Source organism: Arthrobacter sp. zg-Y769 (assembly GCF_020907405.1).
Lineage (GTDB): Bacteria > Actinomycetota > Actinomycetes > Actinomycetales > Micrococcaceae > Arthrobacter_B.
This window is the reverse complement of the sequence record NZ_JAJJOE010000008.1, coordinates 232,890-252,256: the sequence shown is the minus strand read 5'-3', so window position 1 is coordinate 252,256 and position 19,367 is coordinate 232,890. Positions and strand designations below refer to the sequence as shown.

Annotated in this window: 18 protein-coding genes; 15 read left to right on the top strand and 3 right to left on the bottom strand. The window is 67.7% G+C overall.

The annotated features are described in order from the left end of the window. The first annotated feature begins 89 nt into the window (after positions 1-89). Genes iolC through LOC60_RS07715 form a run of 8 tightly spaced genes read left to right on the top strand, consistent with a single transcriptional unit; the run spans position 90 to position 9,832 of the window. Positions 90-1,082: a 5-dehydro-2-deoxygluconokinase gene (iolC, locus tag LOC60_RS07750; RefSeq protein ID WP_230024490.1), complete on the top strand. Its 993-nt coding sequence runs from the start codon at positions 90-92 to the stop codon at positions 1,080-1,082. Beyond that, positions 1,079-1,996 carry a Cgl0159 family (beta/alpha)8-fold protein gene (locus LOC60_RS07745; protein ID WP_230024214.1) on the top strand — a complete coding sequence of 306 codons (918 nt, stop codon included), beginning with the start codon at positions 1,079-1,081 and terminating at the stop codon, positions 1,994-1,996. The genes iolC and LOC60_RS07745 overlap by 4 nt, the downstream gene beginning before the upstream one ends. Then, positions 1,996-3,957, top strand: coding sequence for a 3D-(3,5/4)-trihydroxycyclohexane-1,2-dione acylhydrolase (decyclizing) (gene iolD / locus LOC60_RS07740; protein WP_230024213.1), 1,962 nt, complete (start codon positions 1,996-1,998; stop codon positions 3,955-3,957). Before LOC60_RS07745 ends, iolD begins: the two co-directional genes overlap by 1 nt. 37 nt (positions 3,958-3,994) lie before the next feature. Then, the gene (locus tag LOC60_RS07735; protein WP_230024212.1) at positions 3,995-5,491 is read left to right on the top strand and encodes a CoA-acylating methylmalonate-semialdehyde dehydrogenase; all 1,497 of its coding nucleotides are present in this window, start codon (positions 3,995-3,997) and stop codon (positions 5,489-5,491) included. 29 nt (positions 5,492-5,520) lie between these two features. Then, positions 5,521-6,435, top strand: coding sequence for a sugar phosphate isomerase/epimerase family protein (locus LOC60_RS07730; RefSeq protein ID WP_230024211.1), 915 nt, complete (start codon positions 5,521-5,523; stop codon positions 6,433-6,435). 9 nt (positions 6,436-6,444) lie between these two features. After that, entirely contained in the window at positions 6,445-7,461 is a 1,017-nt protein-coding gene (locus LOC60_RS07725; protein ID WP_230024210.1) for a Gfo/Idh/MocA family protein, read from the top strand. Between the two features lie 32 nt (positions 7,462-7,493). Continuing rightward, positions 7,494-8,366 carry a sugar phosphate isomerase/epimerase family protein gene (locus LOC60_RS07720; protein WP_230024208.1) on the top strand — a complete coding sequence of 291 codons (873 nt, stop codon included), beginning with the start codon at positions 7,494-7,496 and terminating at the stop codon, positions 8,364-8,366. 26 nt (positions 8,367-8,392) lie between these two features. Then, positions 8,393-9,832 carry a sugar porter family MFS transporter gene (locus tag LOC60_RS07715; protein WP_230024207.1) on the top strand — a complete coding sequence of 480 codons (1,440 nt, stop codon included), beginning with the start codon at positions 8,393-8,395 and terminating at the stop codon, positions 9,830-9,832. A gap of 27 nt (positions 9,833-9,859) precedes the next feature. Here the strand turns inward: LOC60_RS07715 and iolB are convergent, their stop codons facing one another. Both iolB and LOC60_RS07705 read right to left on the bottom strand, forming a co-directional pair. Next, a complete protein-coding gene (gene iolB / locus LOC60_RS07710; RefSeq protein WP_230024206.1) occupies positions 9,860-10,759 on the bottom strand; it encodes a 5-deoxy-glucuronate isomerase in 900 nt (299 codons plus the stop codon). 45 nt (positions 10,760-10,804) lie between these two features. Further along, positions 10,805-11,545: a GntR family transcriptional regulator gene (locus LOC60_RS07705; protein ID WP_230024205.1), complete on the bottom strand. Its 741-nt coding sequence runs from the start codon at positions 11,543-11,545 to the stop codon at positions 10,805-10,807. 287 nt (positions 11,546-11,832) lie between these two features. On the opposite strand from LOC60_RS07705, the gene LOC60_RS07700 reads away from it, so the two are divergent. From LOC60_RS07700 to LOC60_RS07670, 7 genes are all read left to right on the top strand, one after another. Continuing rightward, entirely contained in the window at positions 11,833-12,828 is a 996-nt protein-coding gene (locus tag LOC60_RS07700) for a sugar ABC transporter substrate-binding protein (RefSeq protein WP_230024204.1), read from the top strand. Between the two features lie 40 nt (positions 12,829-12,868). Then, on the top strand, positions 12,869-13,915 hold the full coding sequence (locus LOC60_RS07695; RefSeq protein WP_230024203.1) for an ABC transporter permease: 1,047 nt from the start codon (positions 12,869-12,871) through the stop codon (positions 13,913-13,915). Next, entirely contained in the window at positions 13,915-14,799 is an 885-nt protein-coding gene (locus tag LOC60_RS07690) for an ATP-binding cassette domain-containing protein (RefSeq protein WP_230024201.1), read from the top strand. Before LOC60_RS07695 ends, LOC60_RS07690 begins: the two co-directional genes overlap by 1 nt. A gap of 10 nt (positions 14,800-14,809) precedes the next feature. Further along, positions 14,810-15,868: a Gfo/Idh/MocA family protein gene (locus tag LOC60_RS07685; protein ID WP_230024200.1), complete on the top strand. Its 1,059-nt coding sequence runs from the start codon at positions 14,810-14,812 to the stop codon at positions 15,866-15,868. Between the two features lie 201 nt (positions 15,869-16,069). Further along, a complete protein-coding gene (locus LOC60_RS16300; protein WP_331460790.1) occupies positions 16,070-16,279 on the top strand; it encodes a hypothetical protein in 210 nt (69 codons plus the stop codon). Between the two features lie 13 nt (positions 16,280-16,292). Continuing rightward, on the top strand, positions 16,293-16,754 hold the full coding sequence (locus LOC60_RS07675) for an NUDIX domain-containing protein (protein WP_230024199.1): 462 nt from the start codon (positions 16,293-16,295) through the stop codon (positions 16,752-16,754). A 529-nt stretch (positions 16,755-17,283) separates the two neighbouring features. Beyond that, positions 17,284-18,699, top strand: a complete 1,416-nt coding sequence (locus LOC60_RS07670; protein WP_230024198.1) for a YhgE/Pip domain-containing protein — start codon at positions 17,284-17,286, stop codon at positions 18,697-18,699. Here the strand turns inward: LOC60_RS07670 and LOC60_RS07665 are convergent. Then, positions 18,696-19,358 (bottom strand): TetR/AcrR family transcriptional regulator, encoded by a 663-nt coding sequence (locus tag LOC60_RS07665; protein ID WP_230024197.1) that lies wholly within the window; start codon positions 19,356-19,358, stop codon positions 18,696-18,698. The genes LOC60_RS07670 and LOC60_RS07665 overlap by 4 nt on opposite strands. Between the last annotated feature and the right edge of the window lie 9 nt (positions 19,359-19,367).

Below are 19,367 nucleotides of genomic sequence, written 5' to 3'. Positions count from 1 at the left end.
CACGCGCACAGTGGTGACTGTGGTTCTGATCACTCCGAGGCGGCTGTAGCTGCTGCTTGATGCGGAACAGGAAGGCCGGTGATCCACGGGTGGCTCATGAGGTGCTGACAATGGGACGGATCAGCGTTGATGTTTATCCCGATGACATCGGCGTGCCGCTGGAGGACGTCGCCGGCTTCACTAAATACCTGGGCGGATCACCCTCGAATGTAGCTGTGGCGGCCGCCCGGCACGGCCGGCGCAGCGGCGTCATTACCCGCACCGGACAGGACCCCTTCGGCGAATACCTGCACCGGGAGCTGCGTAAGTTCGGCGTGGATGACCGCTTCGTCACCTCAGTGCCCCACCTGCAGACGCCGGTGACGTTCTGCGCCATCATGCCTCCGGACGCTTTCCCGCTGTATTTTTACGGCCGCTTTCCCACTGCCCCCGATCTGCAGATCGACGCAGGAAGCCTGGATCTGGACGCGGTCCGGGACGCCGGAATCTTCTGGTCCACGGTGACGGGCCTGTGCCAGGAACCCAGCCGGTCCGCCCATCTGGCCGCACACCGGGTGCGGCCGCGCCAGGAGCTTCCGGCCGGCCGGTTCACCGTGCTGGACCTCGATTACCGGCCGATGTTCTGGGGCGGCGAGGCGGAGGCGGCGGCAGAGGTGGCCCGGATCCTGCCCTACGTAAACGTCGCCATCGGGAATGAGACGGAGTGTGCCGTAGCCGTCGGAGCAGGAACCCCCGATGAGCAGGCGGACCGGCTGCTCGCAGCCGGGGTGAGCATCGCCGTCGTCAAACTCGGTGCAGACGGAGTGCTCGCCAAGACCGCCGCGGAACGCGTGGTTTCGGCTCCCGTCCGGGTGAAGACCGTGAACGGGCTGGGCGCCGGAGACGCGTTCGGCGGCGCCTTCTGCCACGGGCTGCTGTCCGGCTGGCCGCTGGCCGCGGTGCTGGACTATGCGAATGCGGCCGGCGCCATCGTTGCCTCCCGGCTGTCCTGCGCGGACGCGATGCCCACCCCCGATGAGGTGGCGGCACTGCTGGCCGGTCAGGGCCGGACCGTGCCGGAACCGATGGAGAGCGCGCCATGAGCGAATTCGACGACGATCCGCGGCGCTACGAGCACCTTTCCCGCATCCGGCTGGAGGATCCGGAAGCGGTCCTCCGCGCCGCCGGCGACCGCCGGCCCCACCCCGGTCCGCGGCAGGGCGAGCAGAACTTCATTGTGGCCGCGGACCATCCCGCCCGCGGGGCGCTCTCCGTCGGCAGCGATCCCCTGGCGATGGCGGACCGCCGCGGCCTGCTGGACCGGCTCCGGACCGCCCTGGCGAATCCCGCCGTCGACGGAGTGCTGGCCAGCCCGGATATCCTGGACGACCTGCTGCTGCTCGGTGCGCTGGAGGGCAAGCTGCTGTTCGGGTCCATGAACCGGGGCGGCCTGGCCGGCTACGTCAACGAGATAGATGACCGGTTCACCGGCCACACCGCCGAGGCCCTGCTGGCGCTGGGCGCCACCGGCGGCAAGATGCTCACCCGGATCTGCCTCACGGACCCGGCCACCGCCGGCCTGCTCGAAGCCACGGCAAACGCGATCAACAGCCTTGCGGAACGCGGCCTGGTGGCCATGGTGGAACCGTTCCTGTCCGTCTGGGAGAACGGGCGGATCCGCAACGACCTCAGTACCGACGCCGTGGTGGCCTCGGTGGCCATCGCCTCGGGCCTGGGTGCCACCAGCGCCTATACCTGGATGAAGCTGCCCGTGGTCCCGGATATGGAACGGGTCCTCGCGGCCACAACCATGCCCACCGTCCTGCTGGGCGGTGACCCGTCCGGGTCTCCGGAGGACACCTATGCGGGCTGGCAGGCAGCCTTGAAACTTCCGGGTGTCCAGGGGCTGACGGTGGGGCGTACGCTGCTTTACCCCAGGGAGGGCAGCGTGGAGGACGCCGTGGCAACAGCTGCCTCCCTGCTCAAGACATCCACCCGACAGGAGGCCGGCGGCTGATGGCAACCCGAAGAATCACGGTCGCCCAGGCGGTCGTGGAGTTCCTGAGCAGCCAGTACGCGGTGGACAGCATCGGGGGAGAGGACTACCGGGAACGACTCTTCCCGGGCATGTTCGGCATCTTCGGCCACGGCAATGTAGCCGGTGTCGGCCAGGCGCTGAAACAGTCCCAGGTACGGGACCCGGCCGCCATGCCCTACTACCAGGGCCGCAACGAGCAGGCAATGGTGCACCAAGCGGTGGGGTATGCACGGCATACCCGCCGGCGGGCCACCTACGCGGTGACCAGTTCCATCGGTCCCGGCGCCACCAACATGCTCACCGGCGCCGCACTGGCCACCACCAACCGGCTGCCCGTCCTGCTGCTGCCCTCGGACACGTTCGCCACCCGGACACCTGATCCGGTGCTGCAGCAGCTGGAACGGCCGGAGGCCTACGACATCACCGTCAACGATGCCTTCCGGCCGCTGTCCCGGTATTTTGACCGGATCAGCCGGCCCGAGCAGCTGTTCTCCGCCTTCCTCTCCGGCCTGCGGGTGCTGACCGACCCGGCCGAGACCGGTGCAGTCACCATTTCCCTGCCGCAGGACGTCCAGGCCGAAGTGCTCCAGGTGCCGGAGGAATTCCTTGCCGAACGCGAGTGGCGGATCCGCCGGCCCGAACCCGAAGAGGCGGACATCCGCCGTGCCGCAGAGCTGATTCGCGCCTCCGGGCAGCCGATGATCGTGGCCGGCGGCGGTGTCCTCTACGCCTTTGCCTCCGATGAACTGGCCCGCCTGTCCGAGGCCACCGGCATCCCCATCGGCTACACCCAGGCAGGTGTTGGAACGGTCCAGTGGGACGCCCCCTATTGCCTCGGCGCCGTCGGGTCCACGGGCACGACGGCGGCCAACGCCCTCGCACGGGACGCGGACCTGGTCATCGGCATCGGCACCCGGTACGAGGATTTCACCACGGCCTCCCACTCGGCGTTCCAGAACCCGCAGGTGCAGTTCGTCAACATCAACGTGGCACCCATCGACGCGTACAAGCTCGGCCCGAGCCTGCCCCTCGTGGCCGACGCCCGCAAGGCACTGCTCCGGCTGGCCACCGCCCTCGAGGGGTACCGCGTCCCGGACGGGATGCTCCGGCGGGTTGCTGCCGAAAAGGACCGCTGGACCCGGACCGTAGACGAAGCCTTTGACACCCGGCACGTTCCGCTGCCGAGCCAGAATGAAATCATCGGCGCCGTGAACCGCGCCATGGCGCCCCGCGACGTCGTCGTCTGCGCAGCCGGATCCCTGCCCGGTGACCTGCACAAAATGTGGCGGGTGCAGGACCCCTTCGGGTACCACGTGGAATACGCCTACTCCACCATGGGCTACGAAATCCCCGGCGGGCTCGGCGTGAAGCGGGCGGCACTCGACGAGGCCGCCCGTGCCCCGGAAGAGACGGCCGCCGCCCAGCCCCGCGACGTCGTCGTGATGGTCGGCGACGGGTCCTACCTGATGATGCACACCGAGCTGGTCACGGCCGTCGCGGAGGGCATCAAGCTGATCACCGTGCTGATCCAGAACCACGGTTTCGCCTCGATCGGGGCGCTCTCCGAAAGCCTCGGTTCACAGCGCTTCGGCACCCGGTACCGGATGCTGGACCGCAGTCAGCACACGTTCGACGACGGCGCGAAACTGCCGGTGGATCTCGCCGCCAACGCCGAGTCCCTGGGGGTGCGCGTGCTGCGCGTGGAGCCGGGACCGAATGTCATTGCGGACCTGGAAGCGGCGGTGGCTAAGGCCCGGGCCGAACCGGAGGGCAGCGGCCCAGTGCTGGTCCACATTGAATCCGACCCGCTGATCGACGCACCGGATTCTGAATCCTGGTGGGACGTACCGGTGGCCGGCACCTCCGGGCTGGACTCCACGCAGAAGGCCTACACCACCTATTCCTCCTCCAAAGCGCGGCAGAAGCCGCTGCTCGGCTAGCAACCGCTCCTGCCGGACACCAGAAACGGAGAGTTTCATGAGCACCACCATTACGCATTTCATCAACGGCGTGGAAACCGCCGGGCACGGCGACCGGCACCAGCCGGTCTACAACCCGGCCACGGGCCAGGTCACCGGCGAGCTGCGGCTGGCGGACCGGACGGACATTGACGCCGTCGTCGCCGCCGCCAAGGCCGCCTCCGCCGGCTGGGCCGAGACCTCGCTGACCAAACGCACTGCCGTGCTGTTCCGCTTCCGCGAGCTGCTGGCTGCGAACGTGCAGGAACTCGCCCGGGTGGTGACCCGCGAGCACGGCAAGGTGGTCTCCGACGCCGCGGGCGAAGTAGGCCGCGGGCTGGAAGTGGTCGAATATGCCTGCGGCGCTCCGCAGTCGCTCAAGGGCGGCTATTCGGACGCGGTCTCCACCGGCATCGACGTTTTTTCGTTCCGTCAGCCGCTGGGCGTGGTCGCCGGCATCACCCCGTTCAACTTCCCGGTGATGGTTCCGTTGTGGATGGCCCCGGTGGCGATTGTCACGGGCAATACCTTCATCCTGAAGCCCTCCGAACGCGATCCCTCCGCCAGCCTGTTCCTCGCCCGCCTCTGGAAGGACGCGGGACTGCCCGACGGCGTCTTCAACGTCCTGCAGGGGGACAAGGAAGCGGTGGACGGGCTGCTCACCCATCCCGACGTCGACGGTGTGTCCTTTGTCGGATCGACGCCGATTGCGCGCCACGTGCATGAGACGGCCACCCGGCACGGCAAGCGGGTGCAGGCCCTCGGCGGCGCCAAGAACCATGCCGTGGTGATGCCGGATGCGGACCTGGACCTTGCCGCCGAGCACATCACCGCCGCCGCCTTCGGTTCCGCCGGGCAGCGCTGCATGGCGATCTCCGTGGCCGTGGCCGTGGGCAGCGCCGCGGAGAACCTCGTGGCCCGGCTCAAGGAACGCGCCGAGGCGGTCAAGGTGGCCAACGGGATGGAGCCCGACGCCGACATGGGCCCCGTGATCACCCCGAACGCCAGGTCCCGGCTGCAGAAAATAGTGGGCGAAGCGCAGGAGGACGGCGCCGCCCTGATCGTGGACGGCCGCGAGCTGGTGGTGAAGGGCCACGAGGACGGGTTCTTTGTCGGCCCCACGGTCCTCGACCATGTCCGCCGGGAAATGACTGCCTACCGGGAGGAAATCTTCGGGCCGGTCCTGGCCGTGCTGCGGGTGGACAGCATGGAGGAGGCGCTGGAGGTCATCAACTCCAATCCGTACGGCAACGGCACGGCGATCTTCACGGCTTCCGGCGCCTACGCCCGCGCGTTCACCCGCGGTGTCCGGGTGGGCATGGTCGGGATCAACGTTCCGCTGCCGGTGCCGGTGGCCTGGCATTCCTTCGGCGGCTGGAACGAGTCGCTCTTCGGCGACCACCACATCTACGGTCCCGACGGCGTGCACTTCTACACCCGCGGCAAGGTGGTCACCCAGCGCTGGCCCGAACCGACGCAGCTCTCCGGGGCCTCGTTTGCCTTCCCCTCCAGCTAGCCCGGGCACCAGTTGAAAAGGACATCGGCATGGAACCCAACACCCTGACCATCGGCACCGCCCCGGACTCCTGGGGTGTCTGGTTCGCCGACGACCCAAGGCAGACACCCTGGCAGCGCTTCCTCGACGAGGTGGCGGAGGCCGGCTACACCTGGATTGAACTCGGACCGTACGGCTACCTGCCCACCGACCCGCAGAAACTTGCCGATGAACTGGACCAGCGGGGGCTGAAAGTCTCCGCCGGAACGGTGTTTACCGCCTTCCACCGGGGCCTGGACCAATGGGGCGCCGCCTGGGAACCGGCCCGCAGGGTCGCCGCACTCACGGCCGCCATGGGCGGCAGTCACATTGTGGTCATCCCCGCCATGTGGCGCGACGACGTCACGGGCGAACCCGTGGAGGCTGCGGAACTGTCGGCCGGGCAATGGAAGGACCTGGTGGCCGGGCACAACCGGCTGGGCCGGGAGCTGGGCGAGGAATTCGGCCTGCAGCAGCAGTTCCATCCGCACGCCGATTCGCATGTCTGTGCCCAGCCGGACATTGAGCGTTTCCTGCAGGACACCGACCCGCGCCTGGTGAGCCTGTGCCTGGACACCGGGCACGCCCAATACGGCGGCGCGGACAGCGTGGAACTGATTGCCGCCTACCCGGAGCGCATCGGCTATCTCCATTTGAAGCAAATCGACCCGGCCGTCCTGGAAACCGTGCGGCAGCAGGACCTCACCTGGGCGGCGGCGAACCTGGCCGGGGTGATGACCGAACCTCCGCACGGCCTGCCGGACCTGTCCGCGGTGATCCGGGCCGCCGAAGCGCTGGAGAAGCCGCTGTTCGGGATTGTGGAGCAGGACATGTACCCCGTGGCCGACCTGACCGTACCGATGCCCGTGGCGAAACGCACCCGCAGCTACCTGCTCTCGTGCGGCTCCGCTCCCCGGGTGGAGTGAGGAGAAACCATGAGCGAGAACCTCCGCGTAGCCGTCATCGGCGCCGGGCGCATGGGGATGGACCATATCCTGCGGCTGCACCACCGGACTGCCCGGGCCGAGGTAGCCGCCGTCGTCGACATTGATCCGGCACGCGCCCGGGCCGCCGTCGCCGGCATCCCCGGTGCCTCCGACTTCACCGATGCGGGCGCGGCGCTGGACAGCCCGGAAGTCGACGCCGTGCTGATCGCCACGCCCGGTTTCCTGCACGAGGACATCCTGCACAAGGCCCTGGCCCGGGACATCCCGATCCTGTGCGAGAAGCCGCTGACTCCGGACCCCGCCTCCGCGTGGAAGGTGGTCCAGGCCGAGGAGAAACTGGGCCGGCGGCGGATCCAGGTGGGCTTTATGCGCCGGTACGACGCCGAGTATGCGGCTTTGGCGGGGGTGGTGCGCAGCGGGGAACTCGGCGGGCTGCTGATGCTCCACCACCAGCACCGCAATGCCGCCACCCCTGCCGGCTTCACCAATGAAATGCTGATCAACGATTCCGTGGTGCATGAGTTCGACGCCGTGCGCTTCTTCACCGGCGAGGAGATCACCGCCGTCCAGGTCCGGATCGGCAAATCCACCCGCAACTCGCCCGTGGGCCAGCGCGATCCGCAGCAGGTGCTGATGGAAACCGAATCCGGGATCCTGGCCGACGTCGAAATCTACGTCAACGCCCGGTTCGGCTACCAGGTGTCCGCCCAGGCTGCCTTCGAAGACGGCACCGTCAGCATCGGTGCGGACACCGGACCGCTCGTCCGGACCGGCGGCCGGTGGGGCGGACGGATTGCCCCGGGCTTCGAACAGCGCTTCAGCGCCGCGTACGACGCCGAGGTCCAGGCCTGGGTGGACGCAGCGCTGGCGGGCACCGCCGTCGGTCCCAGTGCCTGGGACGGCTACGCGACCGCTGCCTGCTGCGCCGCGGGAATCGAAGCGCAGCGCAGCGGCGCCCGGGTGCCGGTTCCGCTGAACGGGAAGCCTGCCCTCTATTCGCCCTGAACCCTGCAGCACACCGGAAGGAGGGCCGCCCCGTGAAGATGGCGCTGGACCCCACCCCGTTCCACCGGACCCATTCGCTGCTGCAGTTCCCGCAGCTCGCGGCCGAACTTGGCTACCCGTACCTGCAGCTGACGCCGCACCCGGACTTCCTGCCGTTCTTCACCCATCCCAAGGCGGACGACGCCCTCACCGCAGCGCTGAAGAAGGCCTGCGCCGAGGCGGAGGTCGGCATCGCCTCCATCCTGCCGGTGCTCCGCTGGTCCTCCCCTGATGATTTCCTCCGGCAGGCGGCGGTCCGGTACTGGAAGCGGGCCGTGCAGCTGGCCGTGGACCTGGGCGTCAGCCAGCTGAACACCGAATTCGGCGGCCGGCCGGAACGGCCCGAGGAATCCGAAGCGGCGTTTTACCGGTCCATGGAGGAGCTGGTGCCGCTGTTTGAACGCGAAGGCATCCAGGTGGCGATCGATCCGCATCCGGATGACTTCGTGGAGGAAGGCCTGGCCGCGTGGCGGGTCATCCGCGGAGTGAATTCGCCGAACCTCGGCTTCGTTTACGTGGCGGCCCACACCTTCCATCTGGTGGACGGTCCGGACCGGATCCTGCAGGAAGTAGGGGAGCGGCTGCAGGTGGTGCATGTGGCGGACACCATGGACCACCGTGCCTCCAACGGGCTGCGCTACATCACCAACCCGCCCGGGAATCCGGTGCGGGTCCACCAGCACCTGAAGATCGGCGACGGCGACGTCGACTGGCGCCGGCTCTTCGCCGCCCTGGCGGAAAACGGCTTCCCGGACCGGACCGAAACGGTGATGGTCTCCAGCGTTTTCGGCGAGAACGAGAACGCCGCCGAGGTGGCGCGCTACCAACTCAAAACCATGACGGACCTGGTCCACGGAATCCGGTGAAGCCGGAACAGACCGACGGAGGCATCATGAGCTCGACCATCAATCCCGGCAAGGATCTCCACGCCAACAAGGCACTCAAACGCATCGCGGGCGTGAGCACCCTGGGCGGCCTGCTCTTCGGCTATGACACGGGCGTCATCAACGGGGCCCTGCCTTTTATGGAGGAAGACCTCGGCCTGACTCCGCTGACCACCGGACTGGTGACCAGTTCGCTGCTTATCGGTGCCGCTTTCGGTGCGCTGATGGGCGGCCGGCTGGCGGACCGCTACGGCAGGCGGCGCCTGATCATGGGCCTCGCGGCCGTTTTCCTCCTGGGCACCATCGGGGTTTCCCTCGCACCCAACGTGGTGGTCACCGTCGCTTTCCGCTTTGTCCTGGGGCTGGCGGTGGGCGGAGCCTCGGCCATGGTGCCCGTGTTCCTGGCCGAGATGTCCCCGGCCCACCTGCGCGGACAGATGGTGACCCGCAACGAGCTGATGATTGTCTCCGGACAGCTGCTCGCCTTCGTGACCAACGCCGTGCTGGGCAACGTGTGGGCGGACCAGGTCAGCATCTGGCGCTGGATGCTGGTGTTGGCAACGCTGCCGGCCATCGGCTTGTGGCTGGGAATGCTCCGGGTTCCGGAAAGCCCGCGGTGGCTGGCCGCCAGCGGAAGCTACGCCGAAGCCTTCGAAGTGCTCAAGAAAATCCGGACCGCCGCCGTCGCGCGTAAGGAAATAGACGACGTCCGGGCGCTGGCGCGGGAGGACTACGAGGCGAAGAAGGGATCCTTCAGCGACCTCCGCGTGCCCTGGATGCGGCGGATCTTCCTGATCGGGGTGGGGGTGGCCATCTGCCAGCAGATCACCGGCGTGAACTCGATCATGTACTACGGCACCGAGATCCTGAAGCAGTCCGGGTTCGGCACAGAAGCCGCCCTGACTGCCAACATCGCCAACGGCGTGATCTCCGTGCTCGCCACGTTTGCGGGGATCTGGCTGCTGGGCCGGGTGGGCCGGCGGCCGATGCTGATGATCGGGCAGATGGGCACCATTGCGGCGCTGACCCTGATAGGTCTCTTCTCCCTGGTGCTGCCCGAGGGGACCGGGCGCGGGTTCGTGATCCTGGCGCTGACCGTGTCCTTCCTCGCCTTCCAGCAGGGCGCCATTTCCCCGGTGACGTGGCTGATGCTCTCCGAGATCTTCCCGCTGAAAATCCGGGGCCTGGGAATGGGCAGCACCGCGTTCATCCTGTGGATGGTCAACTTTGCCGTGGGCTTCAGCTTCCCGATGCTCACCGCCGGCATCGGTATTTCCAACACGTTCTTCCTCTTCGCCGGCCTCGGGGTCTTTGCGGTCCTGTTCGTCCGCGCCTACCTGCCCGAAACCCGGGGCAAGAGCCTGGAGGAGCTTGAGCGGCAGTTCCACACCCGCGACGCCGCCGCCCTCCGGCTTGCCGGGCCGGCCGTTTCCGCCCCCGCGCTCTAGGGGAAGACAGCCAGGCGGAGCAGTGCGTCAGGACCCGAAGGGCAGGCGGGGATCCACCGCCTGCCCTTCCCAGCTGCCGCGGATCCACCCGTGCTGCGGGTCGTCGCTGATCAGCCAGCTCCGCACCGGTCCCGGCCCGGCCATCACGTTGAGGTAGTAGAGGTCATAGCCCGGCGCGGCCATGGCCGGACCGTGCCAGCCATAGGGCACCAGGACGACGTCGCCGGTACGCACTTCGGCGGTGACGTCGATGGGCCGGCCATCTGAAGCGTAGACGCGGGCGTACCCCACGGGATCCGCAGCCTGACCCGCGGGTGCCTGCGGCGAGATCCGTGTTTCGAAGTAGTAGATCTCCTCCAGCCGGGTTTCGCCGTCCTTTTCCTCGTCATGCTTATGCGGGGGATAGGAGGACCAGTTGCCGGCCGGCGTCAGCACCTCGCAGACAATGAAGCGGTCTGCTTCCAACGCCGCAGGGGTGCCGAAGTTGTGGACCTGCCGGGAGCAGATTCCGGCTCCGCGCAGCTCCACCGGCGTTTCCTCCACCTTCACGATCCGCAGCGGATAGGAGCTGGACGCCGGAGCCAGGGCCACGGCCACGCGGCCGCCCTCCCGTGACGATACGGCCAGGGCCGTGTCGGTGCCGGAATACAGGACATCGGCGGGGCCGTCGAACACCGAGTTCCGCCCGCGCAGGGCATACTCCGTACCATCCGCCGTTACGGTGAACGAACCGGACAGGGGGATGACCAGCCGCTCCTCCGATTCGGCGGGAAGGGACACCGTGGAACCCGGACCGAGCTCCGCCACTTTCAAGCCCGTATGCGCCCAGCCTGCCACGGGCACACTGTCCGCAGCGCCGAGGGAGATTTGCCAGGGCCCCTGCGCGGCCGAACCGGCCGGGTAAACCCACTGCTGCGATTCCTGCATGGTGACCCCTTGTCGGAGGCGGGACTGCTCTAGTGTCTGTGCATGCTAGCGCTGCACCAGCGTCATTTCGAACGTGTAGGAGTCCGCCCGGTAGACGTGGTGCCCGGTTTCCACGTTGCGCCCGGCGTCGTCGACGGCGGTGCGCTCCATGGTGACCAGGGCGGCCCCCGGCCGCGTCTCCAGCTGCTCCGCCTGGCGGCCGCTCGCGACGGCGGCGCCGATGCGCTGGGTGGCCAGCCGAAAGTTCACGCCCGCGTCCCGGAGGATCTGGTACAGGCCCCGGGTGCGCAGACCTTCTTCGGTGATCTCGGCGATGTCATCCCGCACCCAGTTTTCCATCAGGGCCAGGGGCTTTCCGCCGACGCTGCGCAGCCGGGTGAAGTGGTAGGTGTTGACGCCGTCCGGGAGGTCCAGTGACTTGGCGACGGCGGCATCCGCCGGTCCGTGCCGGAAGTCCAGCACCTTCGTGGCGGGCTTCTGTCCGGTGCGCTCCAGATCGTCGAAGAGGCTGGAAAGTTCCAACGGCCGGCGGACCTGGCTGGAGACCACCTGGGTGCCCACGCCGCGCTTGCGGACGAGCAGGCCGTTACGGACCAGTTCGTCCATCGCCTTGCGCATGGTGGGGCGGGAGAGCTTCAGCCTGCCGGCGAGCTCGATCTCGTTGTCCAGCCGGGAACCGAATTCCAGTTCCCCGCTGTGGATAGCGGCTTCGATTCCCTGTACCACCTGGTGGTAGAGGGGCACCGGCGAGGACCGGTCAATCGGGATGTTCAATTCTGCGCCCACGGGCTGCTCCTCCACGTACCGGATGTCCTATGGCTTTGACGCGATGACAGGACAAAGCAGATTGCGAGTGTAGCAGGGACGGCCCCTCCGATTGGGGTGTCCGCCCTAATCGTCCGGGGCAGCCGGACGTAAACCGCGGCCGTTACTGCAATATGTCCTGACAATCTATTGACTCGGGTAGCGCGCGGACTATTCTGGGGCTCCAAGTACCGAACCGAGCGGTGCACTCCAGCGGGGTGCGGGCGGCGATCGGCGAGGGACGGACCACGAAGACAAAGGAGATTCCCGTGTCACAGAAACGTTCCTGGCGGCGGTTCGCGTCCGTCGCGGTACTGGCTTCCCTGCTGACCGTGACCTCGTGCTCCAGCGAGGGAGGACGGACGCCCGAATCCGACAACCAGGGCGGCGGAGCCGCAGCTGACACCGAACGCATCAAGATTGCCCTGATCACGCACGCCGCCCCCGGCGACACCTTCTGGGACATCGTCCGCAAGGGCGCCGAGGAAGCCGCGGGGAAGGACAACGTGGAACTGCAGTACCTTTCGGACCCCGAGGGCGGGCGCCAGGCGCAGCTGATTGAACAGGCTGTGGATCAGGGCGTTGACGGCATTGCCGTGACCCTGGCCAAGCCGGACGCCCTGGCAGGTGCGCTGGAAAAGGCCCAGGCTGCCGGCATCCCGGTGGTGACCCTCAATGCCGGTGAGGACCGTTCCGCGGAGCTCGGCGCCTTCACGCACTTCGGTTCCAATGAACAGCTCGCCGGGCAGGCGGTGGGGGAACGGCTCGCCTCGGACGGTTTCACCCATCCGGTCTGCGTCATCCAGGAGCAGGGGCACGTTGGCCTTGAGAACCGCTGCGCGGGCGTCAAGGCCGTGGTCCCGGGTGCGGAGATCCTCTATGTGCAGGGCACCGATATGACGCAGGTCGAGTCCACCGTCACGGCCAAGCTGCAGGCTACCGCCGACGTCGACGTCATCATCGGACTGGGCGCGCCGTACACCCTGACCATCCTCAAGTCGGTGGCCGGAGCAGGCAGCGAGGCCAAGGTGGCCTCCTTTGACCTGAACTCCGAACTGGCGCAGAAGATCGCCGACGGTGAGGTGATTTTCACCGTGGACCAGCAGCCGTGGATGCAGGGCTACGGCGCCGTGGACGCCCTGTGGCAGAACCACCGCGGCGGTTTCCAGCTCGGCGGCGGGCAGCCGGTGCTGACCGGTCCGACCATCATTGATTCCACCAACGCTTCAGAGGTGCTGGCCTTCGCCGAAGACGGCATCCGCTAGCGGAGCCGGCGGAACCAGGGGAACGGAAAGGAACGCCGAGATGGCAACTACGGCAGCTGTCGCCGCCCCGGCGGCGGATGAACGGATCGGCAGCAAGGGCCCGGTGGCCAAACTGCTGGGCCGCCCCGAGATCGGCGCGCTGGTGGGGGCGGTGGCCCTCTTTGTGTTCTTCTCCCTGGTGGCGCCGGTGTTCCTCCAGCCGGGATCCATTGCCACCGTCCTGTACGGAGCCTCCACCATCGGAATCATGGCCGTGGGAGTCTCCCTGCTGATGATCGGCGGCGAATTCGACCTTTCCGCCGGCGTCGCCGTGATCAGTTCCGCGCTGATGGCCTCAATGTTCAGCTGGTATTTCGCCACGAACGTCTGGGTGGGGGTGGGACTGGCGCTGCTGCTGTCCCTCGGCGTGGGGTTCGTCAACGGCTGGATCCTGGTTCGGACCCAGCTTCCGTCCTTCATCGTCACGCTCGCCACGTTCCTGATGCTCACCGGGCTGAACCTCGGCCTCACCCGCGCCATCGGCGGCAGTGTGTCCACACCGTCCATCTCCACGATGGACGGGTTTGAATCCGGCCGGGCGGTTTTCGCTTCCTCACTCACCATCGGCGGGGTGGAGGTCCGGGTGACCGTCTTCATCTGGATTGCCCTGGTGGCCCTGGCCTCCTGGATCCTCTTACGGACCCGGATCGGCAACTGGATCTTCGCCTCCGGCGGCGACGCCTATGCTGCCCGAGCCGTCGGGGTGCCGGTGGTGAAGACCAAGATCGGCCTGTTTATGGGGGTGGGTTTCTGCGCCTGGGTGCTGGGCATGCACAACCTCTTCGCCTTCTCCACCGTCCAGTCCGGTGAAGGCATAGGCAATGAGTTCCTCTACATCATCGCCGCCGTGATCGGCGGCTGCCTGCTGACGGGCGGCTACGGATCCGCCGTCGGAGGCGCCATCGGGGCGTTTATCTTCGGCATGGCCAACAAGGGCATTGTCTACGCCGAGTGGAACCCTGACTGGTTCAAGTTCTTCCTGGGTTTGATGCTGCTGCTGGCGACGGTAGTGAACCTGGTGGTCAAGCGCCGGGCGGAACAGCAGTAATGGAAACGGAGATCACCATGGACAGCACCGGAGTCGGGCGCACACCGGCCCACCTGCTCTCCCTGGAGCAGGTGGGTAAACGCTACGGGAACATCATCGCGTTGCACGACGTCACCATGGCGGTCGACGCCGGACGCGTCACCTGCGTCCTGGGCGACAACGGCGCGGGCAAATCCACCCTGATCAAAATCGTGGCCGGACTGCACCAGCATGATGAAGGCACCCTGACCATCTCCGGGGAGGAGCGCCGCCTTTCCTCCCCGAGGGAAGCCCTGGACGCCGGCATCGCCGCGGTCTACCAGGACCTGGCCGTCGTCTCGCTGATGCCGATCTGGCGGAACTTCTTCCTGGGCTCGGAACTCACCACCGGGGCCGGACCGTTCCGCCGGCTCGACGTCGCCCGGATGAAGGAGATCACCAAGCAGGAGCTTTCCGAAATGGGCATCGACCTGCGCGACGTGGAGCAGCCCATCGGGCAGTTGTCCGGCGGCGAACGGCAGTGCGTGGCCATCGCCCGGGCGGTGTACTTCGGTGCCAAGGTGCTGATCCTCGACGAACCGACGGCGGCGCTGGGCGTGAAGCAGTCCGGGGTGGTGCTGCGCTACATCCTGCAGGCGCGGGACCGCGGACTGGGGGTCATTTTCATCACCCACAATCCGCACCATGCGTATCCCGTGGGTGACCGGTTCCTGCTCCTCAAGCGGGGCCGGTCCACCGGCTACTACAACAAAAAGGACATCACCCTCGAGCAGCTGACTGCCCAGATGGCCGGCGGCGAGGAGCTGGTGGAGCTGGCACAGGAACTGGAGGCACTGGGCAGCCACGGCGACGTCGTCGCGGAAGTCGAGGCCGAAGTCGGCGGCACGGATCCGGTCCGGGGCTAGCAGCACGGCCGTGGACAGCGGACCGGAGACCCGTCCGGACACCCGACCGGAACCGGACGTGGTCCGCCTGGGGCTGGCCGGCGTCGGGCGGATCGGCGCCCTGCATGCGCGGAACCTAGCCGCGCTGGGGCCGGGGGATGGGAACCTCCCACCGGTGCAGCTGGTCATCGCCGACGCCGCCGCGGAGCGTGCGCATACTGTGGCCCACCGCGTCGGTGCCGCCTCCGTTCCGTCCGTGGAGGCCCTCCTTGATGAAGGGATTGACGGGCTGGTGATTGCCGCGGGCACGCCCTCCCATCCGGACCTCGTCCGCATGGGAGTGGATGCAGAGGTGGCCGTGTTCTGCGAAAAGCCCCTTGCCGGGGACACGGCGGCGTCCCTGCCGGTGCTGGAATACGTCAACGCCCGCGGCGGCGTTGTCCAGATGGGCCACCAGCGGCGCTTCGATGCCGGTTACCTGGCGGCGAAACGGCTGCTGCAGGCCGGCGGGCTCGGCTGGGTCCACTCCTTCCGGGCCGTGACGGCGGACATGGAGCCGCCGCCCGTCGGGTTCCTGGCGTCCTCCGGCGGATTGTTCCGCGACTGCTCCGTCCATGATTTCGACATCCTCCGCTGGCTGACGGGACGCGAAATTGTCCAGGTATATGCCGTCGGCTCCAACAAGGGCGATCCGGAGATTGGCCGCGTGGGCGACATCGACACCGGGCTCGCCGTCGTTACGCTCGACGACGGGACGGTGGGCACGGTGTCCGCCGCGCGTTACAACGGGTCCGGGCATGACGTGCGGCTGGAGATTGCCGGCTCCCGGTCCACGCTGCTGGTGGGCCTGGACGACACGATGGCGGTGCGCTCCGCGGAACCCGGCGTCGATTTCCCCTCCGGCAGGCCGCCGCAATCCTTCGCCGACCGCTTCGAAGCGGCCTACCGGGCGGAGATGGCCGCCTTCGTGGAACTGATCCTCGGCCGCCGGGACAACCCGTGCACACCGGCTGACTCCGTTGCGGCCTCCCGGGTGGCCGATGCGGCGCAGGAGTCGCTGCTGACGGGCCTGCCGGTGAAGCTCGGTTAGGCTGGGGCACCAGCTTCCAGACCGAGGGGACCTCCGCGTTGTTGAACCGATTCCAGGTAGTGCCGGCCAGCTATTTACTCTTCCGGCGCCGGGACGAGGTGCTGCTGCAGCTCCGGCAGGGCACCGGGTACATGGACGGCTACTGGGCTACGGCCGCAGCCGGACATGTGGAGGCGGGGGCAGGAGGACACCGGGACCGCCGTGGACGAGCGGGTGGATTTCTTCTTCCTCTGCGCCGACTGGTCGGGGGAGCCGCGCATCATGGAGCCCGGCAAGGCCGCCCGGCTGGAATGGTTTCCACTTGATGACCTGCCGGCCGCCGTCGTACCGCATGAAAGGTTTGTCTTCGAGCGTCTGCGCAGCGGACTGCCGCCCATTGTCACTTTCGGTTTTGGAACGCCTGAGCTTTAGAGGGGAGACGGACATGGTTTCCAGTGCAGGGATCCTGCTGTACCGGCGCGGTACTGAGGGCCTGGAGGTGTGGATCGGCCATATGGGCGGTCCGTTCTGGGCACGGAAGGACGAGCATGCCTGGTCTCTTCCCAAGGGGGAGTACCTGCCCGATGAGGAACCACTGGCTGCCGCGCTGCGGGAGTTCGCCGAGGAGATGGGCACTGAGGCCCCGGAGGCCGAGTATCTGCTGCTGGGAAGTTTCCGGCAGTCGGCGCAAAAGACCGTGACGGTCTTCGCCGCCGAGGCGGACTTCGCTCCGGAACGGATCGAGAGCAACACCTTCGACTTGGAATGGCCGCGGGGCTCGGGCACCGTCCGCCGGTACCCGGAGATCGACCGGGCCGGTTGGTTTCCGGAGCCCGTGGCGCGCACGAAGCTGGTCAAGGGGCAGGCCCAGGTGCTGGATGCGCTGCTGCGGCTGCTGGGGGAGTAGGGAGGTAGGGCGGAGGTGCTTACCTTGTCGGGGTGGCCGTGTAAACGGGCCCATCCCGCGTGGCCGAGAGCACACAGCATCCCACGCATTGTGACTGATGAGCAGGGAGTGACCCCATCAGGCACAGCAGCACCAAATCGTGGGACGCAGTGCGCGGCCGGACCCGCTTCTGTACAGCTGATGATGTCCGGAGGACCGGTAGGGGACATCAGCTGTACAGGAGACGCCGCTCGCAATCCTCCCGGGTACCGATCCGGAGCCATAAGCCCACCGTAGAAGTCTCCGCCCTGTCCGCGGCACAGCGACTGCCAGCCGTCATGTTCGAGCTTCAGCAGCCCCGCAGGCGTCAGATCATTCACCTGCCGAGGCTAGCTTCACGGACGGTGACCGGCAACGGCCCCGGCAACGGGCACAGGTATCGGCCATCCTGACGCTGCCGGGTGCACTGCTATATCCGCAGCCCCTGCACGGCGGCTACCCTCAAACGGTAGGACGAATCCCGGCTCAGGCTCAGCTGAGAGGTATGTCCATGTCGGCACATGCGATGGAATCCGATGCCCGTCCCCAAGGGCGCGGACACGGCAGGCACTCGTACGCCTCACCCCGGTTCTGGCTGCTGCCGCTGCTGGTGCTCCTGCTCCTGGGCGGCGCCGGCACCGCCCTGTACATCGGCGGCCTCGGCAGCCCGGGCGACCACCTTCGGCACTTTCCGCTGGCCGTGGTGACCGAGGACAGGGGCGCGACGCCGGCCGACGGCGGAAGCCCGCAGAACCTCGGGCAGAACATCACCGACCAGATGCGGCAGGGCTTCTCCGAGTCGGACCAAATCGACCTCCGCGTACTGTCCTCGGACGAGGCCGAAGACCAGCTGCGCAAGGGACAGATCCACGCCGCCGTCCTCATACCGGAATCCTTCTCGGCCGACGCGCTGGGACTGGTAAGCGGAGCGCTGAGCGGCACGGACGTCACGCGGCCGTCCATCACCGTCTACACAAACCCGCAGGCGGGACCGCTGGCCAGCAGCCTGGCCACATCCGCCGTCGACCCGGCCCTGGAACGGGCGAACACCGGTCTCGGTGAGCAACTGACCTCGGCTGCCCAGGCGGCACAGGGCGAAGCCCGGGCGGAACAAGAACGCGAGCTGGCGCCTCTGGGCCTGCCGGCCCAGGTGCAGCAGCAGCTGGCCCCCACTGTGGACGGCACGGCGGCAGACCTGCTCCGGGCACCGATCTCTGTCACCACCACCGCCTACGAGACCCCGCCGGAAGGGACGGCCCTGGGCATGGGCGCGTTCTTCTATTCGGTGCTGCTGATGGTGGTGGGCGTCAGCGGTTCCGTGGCCATCCACTTCCTGGTCGACTCGCGGCTCGGCGTCGCGCCGGTGGAAATGGGGCCGCGCTTCGCGCTGGGTCCGCGGCTGCAGCCTGCCCGCTGGAAAACCTATCTGATCAAGTGGGGCATCGTGGTCCTGGGGGCGCTGCCCACGGCCGGGCTGATGATGTGGGTGGCCTCGGCCGTCGGAATGCCGATCCCGCACGGCGGCTGGTTCTTCCTCACCACCTGGCTGTCCATTGTCACGGTCTCGGCGGTGACCACGGCACTGATCACCCTGTTCGGCAGTATCGGCATGGTGCTCTCGCTGATCTACGTGGTGTTTATGGGCCTGCCTGCAGCCAGCGGCGTGGTGCCCCTGGAGGCGCTGCCGGGGTTCTTCACGTTCATCGCCCCCGCCGAGCCGCTCTACCACATGACCACGGCGAACCGCGGTGTCCTGTACTTCGACGCCCAGGCCGACGCCGGCGTCCAGAGCGGGATCATCGGCATGCTCATTCTCATCCTGATAGCAGTCGCCTTGGCCATGGTCTTCTCGGTGCTTTATGACCGGATGTTCGGCCGCCGGAGGGCGGAGCTGGTCCCGGCACCGGCGGTGAGCGGTCAGGCCTAAAGCAGGTAGGCCGGGGACCGCTGCGGAAGGAAGTCGCCGGGGTGCGTCACGGGGGCAGACAGCATCCCCGCGCAGGAATCGATCAGGAAGTAGCCCACCCCGGTCCAGTTCGGCGTCTCGGCACCGTCCTGGATGCGCGCCTCGTACTCCGCGCAGACCCCGATGGTCATATTTCCCAGGATCCACGATCGCCCGTGCAGGACGCCGGCTGGCAGAACACCGACTGTCGATGCCGTCCGGCGGATGAGGTCCTCGGTGGCGGAGCTGGCCGCGGCGGAGCGGTTAAGTACGGACTGCATTGACGGCACCGCACGCATCTGGTGCAGGAACCGCGCCCGCCAGCTCGGCACCGGCAGGGATGCCAGATGGTCCACCCAGGGCAGGATCAGGCAGGCCAGCAGATCGTGAAGCCCGGCGTCGTCGTCCAGCTGCTCGGTGAGCACGGCGCGGCGGCGGTGCGTGTCTTCCAGGTGGCGGGTGATCAACGCCTCCAGCAGTTCATCCCGGCCGCCGAAGTGGTACGCGACGGCAGAATGGTTGGCAGTTCCGGCATGCTCGGCGATGCGGCGGTTGGACACGGCGTCGATGCCGTAGCGGGCAAAAAGCTCTTCGGCGGCATCGAGCAGGGTTTCGCGTGCCTTCGCACCGTGCTGTCCCATGTGCGTTCC